This window comes from Bacillus ndiopicus (assembly GCF_000612805.1).
GTDB classification, from domain to species: Bacteria; Bacillota; Bacilli; order Bacillales_A; family Planococcaceae; genus Metasolibacillus; species Metasolibacillus ndiopicus.
Genome location: NZ_HG964403.1, coordinates 941,331 through 954,247 on the forward strand (window position 1 = coordinate 941,331; position 12,917 = coordinate 954,247).

Annotated in this window: 12 protein-coding genes and 1 pseudogene; 12 read left to right on the forward strand and 1 reads right to left on the reverse strand. The window is 37.9% G+C overall.

Going from position 1 to position 12,917, the window contains the following annotated elements:
- Window positions 1–261: 261 nt before the first annotated feature.
- From TY13_RS04255 to TY13_RS04285, 7 genes are all read left to right on the forward strand, one after another.
- On the forward strand, window positions 262–1,047 hold the full coding sequence (locus TY13_RS04255; protein WP_042472060.1) for a DUF3388 domain-containing protein: 786 nt from the start codon (window positions 262–264) through the stop codon (window positions 1,045–1,047).
- 8 nt (window positions 1,048–1,055) lie between these two features.
- Window positions 1,056–1,949 carry a helix-turn-helix domain-containing protein gene (locus tag TY13_RS04260; RefSeq protein WP_230199368.1) on the forward strand — a complete coding sequence of 298 codons (894 nt, stop codon included), beginning with the start codon at window positions 1,056–1,058 and terminating at the stop codon, window positions 1,947–1,949.
- Between the two features lie 58 nt (window positions 1,950–2,007).
- Window positions 2,008–2,586, forward strand: coding sequence for a CDP-diacylglycerol--glycerol-3-phosphate 3-phosphatidyltransferase (gene pgsA, locus TY13_RS04265; protein ID WP_042472066.1), 579 nt, complete (start codon window positions 2,008–2,010; stop codon window positions 2,584–2,586).
- Between the two features lie 16 nt (window positions 2,587–2,602).
- Window positions 2,603–3,844 carry a competence/damage-inducible protein A gene (locus TY13_RS04270; RefSeq protein WP_042472069.1) on the forward strand — a complete coding sequence of 414 codons (1,242 nt, stop codon included), beginning with the start codon at window positions 2,603–2,605 and terminating at the stop codon, window positions 3,842–3,844.
- A gap of 154 nt (window positions 3,845–3,998) precedes the next feature.
- Window positions 3,999–5,066 carry a recombinase RecA gene (gene recA / locus TY13_RS04275; protein WP_042472070.1) on the forward strand — a complete coding sequence of 356 codons (1,068 nt, stop codon included), beginning with the start codon at window positions 3,999–4,001 and terminating at the stop codon, window positions 5,064–5,066.
- Window positions 5,067–5,319: 253 nt separating this feature from the next.
- On the forward strand, window positions 5,320–6,885 hold the full coding sequence (gene rny / locus TY13_RS04280) for a ribonuclease Y (protein ID WP_407637698.1): 1,566 nt from the start codon (window positions 5,320–5,322) through the stop codon (window positions 6,883–6,885).
- Window positions 6,886–7,149: 264 nt separating this feature from the next.
- Window positions 7,150–7,947 carry a TIGR00282 family metallophosphoesterase gene (locus TY13_RS04285; RefSeq protein ID WP_042472073.1) on the forward strand — a complete coding sequence of 266 codons (798 nt, stop codon included), beginning with the start codon at window positions 7,150–7,152 and terminating at the stop codon, window positions 7,945–7,947.
- Between the two features lie 27 nt (window positions 7,948–7,974).
- Here TY13_RS04285 and TY13_RS04290 read toward each other — a convergent pair whose 3' ends face one another.
- Window positions 7,975–8,262, reverse strand: a complete 288-nt coding sequence (locus TY13_RS04290; RefSeq protein WP_042472075.1) for an RNA polymerase alpha subunit C-terminal domain-containing protein — start codon at window positions 8,260–8,262, stop codon at window positions 7,975–7,977.
- 137 nt (window positions 8,263–8,399) lie between these two features.
- Between TY13_RS04290 and TY13_RS04295 the strand changes: the two genes are divergently transcribed.
- The 5 genes and pseudogenes from TY13_RS04295 to TY13_RS21230 all read left to right on the forward strand — a co-directional run.
- Window positions 8,400–8,666, forward strand: coding sequence for a stage V sporulation protein S (locus tag TY13_RS04295; RefSeq protein WP_042472077.1), 267 nt, complete (start codon window positions 8,400–8,402; stop codon window positions 8,664–8,666).
- A 304-nt stretch (window positions 8,667–8,970) separates the two neighbouring features.
- A complete protein-coding gene (locus tag TY13_RS04300) occupies window positions 8,971–9,363 on the forward strand; it encodes a hypothetical protein (protein ID WP_195891652.1) in 393 nt (130 codons plus the stop codon).
- 198 nt (window positions 9,364–9,561) lie between these two features.
- Entirely contained in the window at window positions 9,562–11,295 is a 1,734-nt protein-coding gene (locus tag TY13_RS04305; RefSeq protein WP_042472081.1) for a 2-oxoacid:acceptor oxidoreductase subunit alpha, read from the forward strand.
- 2 nt (window positions 11,296–11,297) lie between these two features.
- Window positions 11,298–12,164: a 2-oxoacid:ferredoxin oxidoreductase subunit beta gene (locus TY13_RS04310; RefSeq protein WP_042472082.1), complete on the forward strand. Its 867-nt coding sequence runs from the start codon at window positions 11,298–11,300 to the stop codon at window positions 12,162–12,164.
- A gap of 558 nt (window positions 12,165–12,722) precedes the next feature.
- A pseudogene (locus TY13_RS21230) lies at window positions 12,723–12,893 on the forward strand (methyl-accepting chemotaxis protein); the annotation flags it as partial.
- Between the last annotated feature and the right edge of the window lie 24 nt (window positions 12,894–12,917).

The window sequence follows — 12,917 nt, forward strand, 5'->3', positions numbered from 1 at the left end:
AGTTCGAAAAAATCTTGACTAAAGTTAGCTTTGATATGATTAATGTAAAAATTACATACTTTTGTTTTTTAGTTCTGATTTATGCTTGATAAAAGTATCAAACTTAAAGTATAATTTGCCCTTCTTATTTTGATCTATATAATAAAAAATAAAAATATAGCAAGAAAAGCGTTGTTTCTAACTTTTCATACGTTGTAAAATCAGCTATGATGGAACTTATAGAGTGATTTTACGTTTCTATAATGAAAGGGACGGATTTTGATGAGCGAATGGTATTTTGAATATGAAATTCAAGTGAATCGCCCTGGTTTATTAGGCGATATTTCATCTTTGCTAGGTATGTTACGTGTTAATATTGTAGCGATTAATGGTGTCGCGCAAGAACGACGAGGTATGCTGTTGGAATCAGATAATGACGAAGCGATTCAGCGCTTTAAATCCATTGTGACGACAATGGAAAATATCAATGTTACAAGATTCCGTTTGCCAAAACTGCACGACCGTTTAGCGATGCGACATGGTCAATATATTCTTCGAGATGCAGACGAGAGAAATACCTTTCGATTTGTGCGAGATGAGCTTGGTATTTTAGTTGATTTTATGGCTGAGTTGTTTAAACAGGATGGTCATAAATTAATAGGTATTCGAGGTATGCCACGTGTTGGAAAAACAGAATCAATTGTTGCGGCAAGTGTTTGTGCAAATAAAAAATGGATTTTTATTTCTTCGACAATGATTAAACAAACAATCCGTAGCTCGCTTATGGGAGATGAATTTAGTGACAATAACATCTTTATTCTAGATGGGGTTGTGACACGAAAATCAACAGATGAAAGACATCAGCAGCTTGTGCGTGAAATGATGAGTATGCCAACAATAAAAGTAATCGAGCATCCGGATATTTTTGTACAACATTCACAATATACAATTGAGGATTTTGATTATATCATTGAGATTCGAACTCACCCTGATGAAGAAATAACGTACGAGATTATTGAGAAAAACGATATGATGTCAAGCTCTGATTTCGGAGGATTTAATTTTTAGTAAAGTAGGTGTTATTGTTGACAGATCTAGGAGCTCGCTTGAAAGAAGCGAGATTAGCTAAAGGACTTAGCTTAGATGATTTACAAGAAGTAACGAAAATTCAAAAGCGTTATTTAGTCGGTATAGAAGAAGGTAACTATTCGATTATGCCAGGTTCGTTTTATGTGCGAGCATTTATTAAACAATATGCAGAGGCAGTTGGGTTAGACCCAGAAGAAGTGCTAGCAAGCTATCAAAAGGATATTCCAGGTGTACAACAAGAAGAGGTTGTACAAGCTTATACGCAAAATACAAGACGACGTAGAATAGCATCAAGTTCATCGAATAAAGTACTAGAAATGATGCCAATGTTAATTGCTGCATTATTTATTATTGTTATTATTGTTGTTAGTTGGTATTTGTTCCAACAAAAGGCGAATAATAATTTACCGCCTGAAAATGAACAGCAGAATGAAGCTCAAGAAGTTCAAATAGACAATAATAAAGGTGTAGCTGACAAAAAAGAGCAGGATGATAAAGATAATGAAGAACAAGCTGAGGAGCAAAAACCAGTAGAAGAGGAAGAGCCTGTTGAAGAAGTAAAACAAGTTGTAACGCAAACAGAAGTTAATGGATTAGACGTTCTTTTTGAGGTGACAGGTACAACTGAATTAAAGATTCGCACTGAAATTGTAGAACAAAGTAGCTGGGTTGCGTTCCGAAATACACAAGGGATTGATCATCTAGGAAAAGAGTATTTCCAGGGTCAATCAGCAGAGTATGATGCAACAGAGGATGGCTATGTAAGAATTCGTCTAGGACGCCAAGCTGCTGTCAAAGTATTTGTAAACGATGAAGAAATTACGTCCCCATCTAATGAATATACGCAAAATTACATTATCAAATTAGCTCAACAACAATAAGCAAAGTAGCCATGTCGATGTATGTGGCTGCTTTGTTTTAAATGAAAGGTGCTTAACCATGAATATTCCAAATAAGATTACAGTTTCACGCATTTGTTTAATCCCCCTCTTTATGATTGCTATGATGTTTGATTTCGGATGGGGAAACATGACACTTTTTGGTGCTGAAATGCCTATCCATCATTTTGTTGGGGCATTGATTTTTATTTTTGCTTCAGCTACAGATTGGGTGGATGGTTATTACGCGAGAAAGTATAACTTAGTTACAAACTTCGGAAAGTTTTTGGATCCTTTGGCAGATAAGCTATTAGTATCGGCAGCGCTTATTTTACTTGTAGAGCTACAGCTAGCACCTGCATGGATTGTTATTATTATTATTAGTCGTGAATTTGCCGTGACAGGCTTGCGTTTAATTTTAGCCGGAGAAGGCGAAGTTGTTGCTGCAAACCAATTAGGAAAAATTAAAACATGGACGCAAATTGTTGCTATTTCAGCATTGCTCCTACACAATACTATTTTTACACTTATTGGTATCCCGTTTGATAAACTTGCGCTTTATGTTGCGTTATTTTTCACAGTATGGTCTGGCTGGGATTATTTCTACCTAAACCGCCGAGTATTACTAGATTCAAAATAAAGAGAGGTTACCCCTTATGAATGCGGAAATTATTGCAGTGGGCTCAGAGCTTTTACTTGGACAAATTGCCAATACGAATGCAAAATTTATTTCTAGCCAGCTATCCGAATTAGGTGTCAATGTTTATTATCATACAGTAGTTGGTGATAATGCGGCTCGACTTGAGGAAGTTATTGCAGTTGCCGAGGGTCGCGCAGATATTATTATTTTTTCAGGTGGCTTAGGTCCGACTAAGGATGACTTAACGAAGGAAACAATTGCGCGTCAATTAGGAGTAGAGTTAGTATTTGATCAAACTGCACTAACATACATTGAAGCGTTTTTTGAACGTTTAGGACGCCCAATGACAGACAATAATAAAAAACAGGCACTTGTATTAGCTGGGAGCGATGTCTTGGCAAATCATCATGGTATGGCACCAGGGATGATTTTAGAGAAAAACGATAAAACCTATATTTTATTACCTGGACCACCAAAGGAGCTGGAGCCAATGTTTCAATATGAAGCAAAGCCGAAGCTTGCGTCCCGTTTAACGGACGGTGCGATTATCCTGTCTCATGTGATGCGTTTTTATGGTATAGGTGAAGCGGAATTAGAGGTCGCGGTGCAACATATTTTAGACAATCAAACAAATCCAACTGTTGCCCCATTAGCATCTGATGGAGAAGTGACACTACGCATTACAGCAAAGGCTGCTAATGAGCAAGAGGCACTTATGCTTATTGAAGCAAAAACTGCAGAAATTCAAGCGATTGTCGGACAGTTTCAGTATGGTGTAAATGATGATTCACTCGCATCAAAAACAGTAGAAGCGTTGCTTGCTAATAATTTAACAATTGCTGCAGCGGAAAGCCTAACAGCAGGTCTATTTCAATCTGAGTTAGCAGAAATTTCAGGAGTGAGTGGAACTTTAGTTGGCGGCGTTGTTACATATAATGAGCAAACGAAAACAGAGCAGCTAGGCATTGCGCCTGAGTTATTTGCCGAATATGGAGTTGTCAGTAGCGAATGCGCAGCAGCGATGGCTGAGAGCGTACGTGCAAAATTTGGAACAAATATTGGCGTAGGCTTAACGGGTGCTGCAGGCCCAGATGCACATGGTAATCAACCAGCTGGTACTGTTTGGATAGGCGTTAGCATGGAAGGGCGCGATGTACAAACATACAAACTTCAACTGTCAGGCATGCGTAATACAAACCGTCTAAGAGCTGTTAAATTCACATGTAGTTATTTACTGCGCTTACTTAATGAAAAATAATAGCGAAAAAATGAAATTTGGGCGTATTTTAGCGTCCAAATTTTTATTTTCAAACAAAATCGAAAATACGTTCGCTTTTTTATTGCTATTTTCTCAAAGAACAAGTATAGTAGTGTTATAAATAAATCTAACCTTTTTTAGAGGAGGAACTATAGTGAGTGATCGTAAAGCAGCCTTAGAACAGGCGTTAAAACAAATTGAAAAGCAATTCGGTAAAGGTTCTATTATGAAGCTTGGAGAAACAACAGATCGTGAAATTGCAACATCTTCAAGTGGTTCATTAGCATTGGATGCAGCACTAGGTGTAGGTGGCTATCCACGTGGGCGTATTATCGAAATTTATGGACCTGAATCATCTGGTAAAACGACAGTTGCATTACATGCTATCGCAGAGGTGCAAGCGGCTGGAGGACAAGCAGCATTTATTGACGCAGAGCATGCACTTGACCCAGTATATGCACAAAAATTAGGGGTAAATATCGACGAGCTATTATTATCACAGCCGGATACAGGTGAGCAAGCATTAGAAATTGCTGAAGCATTAGTACGAAGCGGTGCCATCGATATACTAGTAATTGACTCTGTAGCAGCACTTGTGCCGAAAGCAGAAATCGAGGGAGAAATGGGGGACTCACACGTAGGTTTACAAGCTCGTTTAATGTCACAAGCATTACGTAAGTTATCTGGTGCGATTAATAAATCAAAAACACTAGCTATTTTCATTAACCAAATACGTGAGAAAATCGGTGTAATGTTCGGTAATCCTGAAACAACTCCGGGCGGTCGTGCACTAAAATTCTACTCCTCTGTTCGTTTAGAGGTGCGTCGTGCAGAAACAATTAAGCAAGGTAATGACATGGTTGGTAACAAAACAAAAATTAAAATTGTAAAAAATAAAGTAGCACCACCATTCCGTACTGCAGAAGTAGATATTATGTATGGAGAAGGTATTTCAAAAGAAGGCGAAATCGTCGACTTAGGCGTTGAGTTAGATATTGTTCAAAAAAGCGGTTCTTGGTATGCCTATGGTGATGAGCGCTTAGGACAAGGGCGTGAAAACGCGAAGCAATTCTTAAAAGAGAATGTTGCTGTGCGTGAAGAAATTGCAGATAAAATTCGTCAATCTTACGGTATTGCTGCCGCAAACTACACAATTGGTGGTCATGACGAAGATGAGGAAATGGACGAAGAATTAGCTTTATTATTAGACGAAGAAAAATAAAAGCAATTAGAGCTGCCAAGAAATGCGAATGAAATTTGTATTTCTTGACAGCTTTTTTACATTTTATAGAAAAATAATTAGAAATACCTTGCAAATAATCTATCTCGCATCTAGCGGCAATCCTTGACAGCTCAATAACAGAACTATACAATTAAAAATGTATAATTTCTAAAAATTGAAATGAAAAATGATTAACTGCATGAGCAATTAATCAATAAAAACAACATGAAATTGGCACTTGGAGGTGTTTAGTATGATCGAAGTAATTATAAGCATCTCCGCTTTGCTTGTTGGACTCATCGTTGGTGCCGCTGTTAGCTATTTCTACATGAAAAAAGTGAATGACTCAAAAATCACGGGTGCTACGCATACTGCAAGGTCTATCGTCGAAGAAGCGAAACGTGAAGCAGATGCATTGAAAAAAGAAGCGCTACTTGAAGCAAAAGATGAAACTCACAAATTTCGAAATGAAGCAGAGAATGACATTCGTGAACGTCGTTTAGAACTTCAAAAACAAGAGAACCGTTTATTGCAAAGAGAAGAAAATCTTGATCGCAAGGATGATGCTCTCAATAAAAGAGAAGCCGGCTTAGAGCGCAAAGAAGAAGCTCTATCTGACAGACAACAGCATATTGAACAGATGGAAGGCAAAGTGGAAGAGCTCGTTACAGCGCAAAAGACAGAGCTAGAACGTATTTCTGCATTAACGCGAGAAGAAGCGAAAGCGATTATTTTAAGCGAAGTAGAAAAGGAATTAGCGACGGACATTGCTGTAATGACGAAAGAATCAGAAACGCGTGCGAAAGAGGAATCTGATAAAAAGGCACGTGAAATTTTATCATTAGCACTACAACGCTTTGCAGCTGATCATGTAGCGGAAACAACAGTATCTGTTGTTAACTTGCCAAATGATGAAATGAAAGGTCGTATTATTGGACGAGAAGGGCGTAATATCCGTACCCTTGAAACGCTAACGGGTATCGATTTAATTATTGATGATACGCCAGAAGCTGTAATTTTATCTGGTTTTGATCCAATTCGACGTGAAACAGCTCGTCTAGCACTTGAAAAGCTTGTTCAAGATGGACGTATTCACCCAGCAAGAATTGAAGAGATGGTTGAGAAATCACGTCGTGAAGTTGATGAACAAATTCGCGAGACAGGTGAACAAACAACATTTGAGGTTGGTATTCACAATTTACATCCAGACCTAATGAAAATCTTAGGTCGCATGAAGTATCGTACAAGTTATGGACAAAATGTTTTAAAACACTCTGTTGAAGTTGCTCACCTTGCAGGTTTACTAGCAGCAGAGCTTGGAGAAGATGTAACACTAGCAAAACGCGCAGGACTTTTACATGATATTGGTAAGGCAATCGACCATGAAGTTGAGGGCAGCCATGTAGAAATTGGTGTAGAGCTTGCAACGAAATATAAAGAGCATCCAGTAGTTATTAACAGTATTGCTTCCCACCATGGGGATACAGAAGCTACTTCTGTTATTGCGGTACTTGTTGCTGCAGCGGATGCTTTATCAGCAGCACGTCCAGGTGCACGTAGCGAAACGCTTGAAAACTACATTCGCCGCTTAGAAAAGCTAGAAGAGATTTCGGAAAGCTACGATGGTGTTGAAAAATCATATGCTATTCAAGCTGGTCGTGAAGTACGTATTATTGTACAACCGGATAAAATCGACGATCTTACATCGCATCGCTTAGCCCGTGATATTCGCAAGCGTATCGAAGAAGAGCTTGATTATCCAGGACATATTAAAGTAACAGTAATTCGGGAAACACGTGCAGTAGAGTACGCGAAATAGCAGATTATATAAAGCGAACCCTCAGTCAATGTGGGTACTCATACTAACAGATAATTATTTCTTCATGAAAAGAGCTTTAAAAGCTCAATACAAAAAAGCAATTGTTCTTGCGATTACTTGTCGCAGAAGACATTAAAGCAGAATAAAGGCTGTGTTATAAGTGAAATACTTATCACACAGCTCTTTTTCATGTAGAAGCTGTAAAAATATGTGTAGCAAAGTATTTCTTTCTTTGTTTACATTTTAGAAATGGATTGGTTAAAAATGAAAATTTTATTTATTGGTGACATTGTTGGCTCAATTGGACGAGATGCAGTGGCAAAATATTTACCGCGCTTGAAAAATAAATATGAAATTGATGTTGTCATTGCAAATGGAGAAAATGCAGCAGCAGGGCGTGGTATTACACGCAATATTTATAATGAACTATTACAAATGGGTATTGATGTAATTACAATGGGTAACCATACATGGGATAATAAAGAGATTTTTGATTTTATCGATGATGTGGATTATTTAATTCGACCAGCTAATTTTTCAAAGGAAGCACCAGGTAAAGGGATAATGCAAATTACGAAAAATGATGTTACATTATCGGTTATTAATTTACACGGACGTGTATTTTTACCGCCGCACGAAGATCCATTTGCAATGGCGGATGAGCTAGTCGCAGAGGCACGAAAAATATCGCCGCTTATTTTTGTTGATTTTCATGCAGAAGCAACGAGCGAAAAAATTGCATTAGGATGGCATTTAGACGGAAAAGCATCAGTAGTTGTTGGTACGCACACGCATGTGCAAACGGCGGACTCGCGTATTTACCCAAATGGTACAGCATATATTACTGATGTCGGAATGACAGGACCTTATGATGAAATTTTGGGGATGACAAAGGAAAGCGTTATATATAAATTCCAAACAAATATGCCATCACGCTTTGAAGTACCAAAAAAAGGGCGTGAAGTGCTAAGTGCGTTCTTTGTTGAAGTTGATAACACAACAGGTAAGGCACTACGTCAAGAGCGTATTTATATTAATGAGGATTACCCATTTAAACCATAATCAAAAAGGGTTAAGCTTTCCACTCGGTTAAGAGCGGAAGCTTAACCCTTTTTCTTCTAATGCTGTGCGCATTATTGGTAAAGATGCGCGTCCAATGCCGTGTAGCTTCAAAACTTCTTTTTCTGTATATTGTGCAAGCTGCTCTATAGTTGTGATACCCTCATGTACAAGTGCATTTCTAGCTGGAGAAGATAATCTCGCTAAAAAATCCTCAGTTGGTTTATTGTCCTTTTCGCATTTTGGGCAAGTATTACAATCGCTACTTTTATAATAGCGATGTCCTTTCTCACAAATTCTTAATGTTTTTTGTGTCAAAGCTTTTCACCTTCCTTATATAAAAATATACAGTAAATTCATTCTATTTGTCATGTTCCATTTGGTTCAAGCATACAATGACCTACAGACAATAAATAAAAAGTTGTCTCGATCATGCAAAATGGGGAGGAATAGTTGTGGATTCATTAAAAGTATCATCTCGCTCAAATCCAAATTCTGTTGCAGGTGCATTGGTTGCCGTCATTCGAGAGCAAGGCTTTGTGGAAATGCAAGCAGTGGGAGCGGGAGCACTCAACCAGGCCGTAAAAGCTGTTGCAATAGCTAGGGGCTTTGTAGCACCAAGCGGTACTGATTTAATTTGCGCACCAGCATTTGCAGATATTACGATTGCAGGGGAAGATCGAACAGCACTTAAATTAGTTGTAGAGAAAAGAAACCGATAATGTACAAAGCCATCAATTTAGTGAAAGCTAATTTGATGGCTTTTTTATTTTGATTTAGCAATGGTAACTGCGACGAGTAACCGCAGGAGCAATAACTAACTGCGACGAGTAACCGCAGGAGCAATAACTAACTGCGACGAGTAACCGCAGGAGCAAATGTCTTTTGTACTGAAAGCAATGTGTCAGGTACAGAGAACTTCCACCTTAATAGAGGATGGAAAAATGCTTATTTTCTATGATTCAGCATGATTTAATGTACTTTGATAAAATTAGTATCATGAAGCATAAAGAAAGGGAGATGCTAATGAATACATCATTTTTAATCATTGTTAATCCAATAATTGCAATTTTAGTTAGCTTGCTTTTTTATTTTACACTTGGCAATATTTATGACATACCGATGCAAGAAACTGCAGCAATACATATTGGGTTAGTATTATTTTTTATCTTAGTAGTCCCTTGTTATTTATTAACTATTGTATTTTGGCATTTTCAGAAAAAAAGATTTGCTACCTATTCAGTTGCCGTTAATATTTTAATTGGTCTTTGTATGACCTACTACTTAATTAACGTACATTTTTTTAGAATACACTTTCCTTTAGAAATGGTAATCCTCTTAATTATCAGCTTTGTACCTGTTAGCCTTATTAGTTTATACGGTGTATTTGGAATATATCGCAAAGTAATCAATTATTAGATTTAAGCAGTGGAATATTAAATATAGTATCTTATTTCCAGTTATAATTAACAAAACCTATCTAAAAACTCGACTTTTTTTCCGCCAAAGGACTGAATTTTTGTAGAATTACATATTAACAATAGTACAGACACCACGTTCGTGTTAAACTAATGTAGGAAATTCATATATAAAAACGCAAGTTAAGGAGATGTTTATATGTTACATCAGCTTTCATGGAAAGTCGGTGGGCAACAAGGGGAAGGTATTGAAAGTACTGGTGAAATTTTCGCAACTGCGATGAACCGTTTAGGCTATCACTTATACGGTTACCGTCATTTCTCTTCTCGTATTAAAGGTGGCCATACGAATAATAAAATTACAGTACGTCCAACACAAGTTCGCTCGATTGCGGACGATTTAGATATTTTAGTCGCATTCGATCAAGAAACGATCGATGTCAATTACAAAGAGCTTACAGCATCAAGTATTATTTTAGCTGATGCTCGCTTTGAGCCAGCAAGCCCCGAAGGTTGTACAGCGCCATTATTTGCAGTACCATTTACAGAAATCGCAACAGAGCTAGGTACATCATTAATGAAAAACATGGTAGCAATTGGTGCAACAGCGGCGTTATTAAATTTAGAGGAAACAGTATTCCAAAGCGTGGTAGAAGAAATCTTTGGGCGCAAAGGTGAGGAAGTTGTAGCTAAAAATATTGAAGCGATTCAAAAAGGTCGTGAAGCAATTGCTGAACAAATTGGGGATCGTGTTGGCGAGTGGGCTTTAGCACCTGCAGATGGTCAACGTCGCTTATTTATGATTGGTAACGATGCAATCGCACTTGGAGCAATTGCTGCGGGCTCTCGCTTTATGGCAGCATATCCTATTACACCAGCATCTGAAATTATGGAATATATGATTAAAAAGCTACCGTTAGTTGGCGGTGCAGTTATTCAAACAGAAGATGAAATTGCCGCAGCAACGATGGCAATTGGCGCGAACTATGGTGGTGTACGTTCATTCACAGCTTCTGCTGGACCAGGTCTTTCGTTAATGGTTGAAGCAATTGGTTTATCAGGTATGACAGAGCAGCCGCTTGTTATTATTGATACACAGCGTGGAGGCCCTTCAACTGGCTTACCGACGAAGCAGGAGCAATCAGACTTAATGGCAATGTTATACGGCACGCACGGTGAAATTCCAAAAGTAGTGATTGCACCATCAACAATGGAAGAAGCGTTTTTCGATACAATTCAAGCATTTAATATTGCAGAGCAGTTACAGCTGCCTGTTATTTTAATGACAGATTTACAGCTATCATTAGGTAAGCAAACAGTGGCACCATTTGACTACAGCAAAATTGAAATTAAGCGTGGGAAAATTGTTGAAGCATTAGAGGATGAGGAATCGAAGGATTACTTCAAGCGCTATGAAAATACAGAGGATGGCATTTCGCCGCGTATTTTACCAGGGACAAAGGGCGGCATTCACCATGTAACAGGTGTCGAGCACGATGAAACAGGGAAGCCATCTGAAGCGACTGGTAACCGCCGTACACAAATGGATAAGCGTATGCGCAAGCTAAATTATTTACAATTTGATACACCGATTTATGTCAATGCACCGCATGAGGAAGCTGATGTGCTTCTTGTAGGTTTTAATTCAACACGTGGCGCAATTGAGGAAGTACAAGAAACGTTAAACGCAGAAGGTATTAAAACGAATCATGCACATGTTCGTTTATTATTCCCATTCCCAGCAGAGGAAATGGCGAAATTAGCTGATAAGGCGAAAAAAATTATTGTTGTAGAAAACAATTCAACTGGTCAGCTTGCAAATATTATGAAAATGAATATTGGCGTACATGCAAAAACAACAAATGTTTTAAAATATGATGGTACACCATTTTTACCACGTGAGCTAACAAACTTAGTAAAGGAGAAGATTTAATCATGGCAACATTTAAAGATTTTCGTAATGCTGTGAAGCCTAACTGGTGTCCGGGCTGTGGTGACTTCTCAGTACAAGCAGCGATTCAACGCGCGGCTGCAAATGTAGGCTATGAGCCACATGAATTAGCAGTTATCTCTGGTATTGGTTGCTCCGGGCGTATTTCGGGCTATATTAATTCATATGGTTTCCATGGCATTCATGGGCGTGCTTTGCCAATTGCACAAGGCTTGAAAATGGCTAACAAGGATTTAAAGGTTATCGCATCAGGTGGTGACGGTGACGGCTTTGCAATTGGTATGGGACATACAATTCATGCGATTCGCCGTAATATTGATATTACGTATATCGTTATGGATAACCAAATTTACGGTTTAACGAAAGGGCAAACATCACCGCGTTCTGCCGCTGGATTTGTGACGAAGTCTACGCCAGGCGGAGCGATTGAGCCATCATTAAAGCCACTAGAAGTCGCGTTAACAAGCGGTGCGACATTCGTAGCACAAGGCTTCTCAACTGATATTAAAGAACTAACAGCATTAATTGAAGCAGGCTTAAATCATAAAGGCTTCTCTTTTATTAACGTTTTTTCACCATGTGTAACGTATAATAAGGTGAACACATATGATTGGTTTAAAGAAAACTTAACAAAACTTTCTGATGTTGAAGGTTATGACCACACAGACCGTTCATTAGCAATGCAGACTGTTATGGAAAAAGAAGGACTTGTAACAGGTATCATTTACCATAATCAAGAAACAACTTCTTATCAAGAAAAAGTAACAGGCTATTCAGAGCTACCATTAACGGATATCGATATTAGCTTATCAGAAGAACAATTTGACCAACTAGTAAAAGAATTTATGTAATAAGAGAAAGCTGTAAGAGAAAATAAATTTCTCTTGCAGCTTTTTATTTTTTAGCAACAATAGTACTATAACAAAAACTTAACATTCTCTTTACATCTTATTTATACAGTTCCTATATGCTTATTTTAGATAGTAAAAAAGGAGCATATAAAAATGAAGTATGTTAAAGTGAAGGACAAGCTGATGTTATTAATGCTTGTTTGCGTTGTTTCAAATATTATTATTGCTATTTTTTGTATCGATTATTTGCGGAAAATGGAATGGCATGCACAGCAAGTATATGAGCAAAAGGTACAAGGAATGTATGTGCTAAAGTCGGCAGAAGCACTAACCGCAGCAGGTAAAATAAAGGAAGCGCAAGCATTAATTAATGAGGCCCCTTATTTAGCATTTGATTCGAAAATGGATTTTTACTTAAAACAATTAAAAACAGAAATAGATGAAGCCTATGTGCAAGAGATGATTGATTATGTGCTTACACGTACAGAACAGCAAATAATCAATTATGAAAAGGATATAAAAAGAGGCTATTTCGTTATTATATTTATTTCGCTCATGATGGTAGTGCTTGTGCTTATTTTAAGCTATACTGCCTCAAGGTCTGTACGTAAGCCGACAAGACAATTAAAATACTTATTAAAGCGTGCAGAGCAAGGCGATTTTACGCAAAAAGCAGTATATACATCGCATGATGAGCTTGGGGAGCTACTGCTTTGCTATAATCATATGGTTGAGGAAGTAAAGGGCTTATTA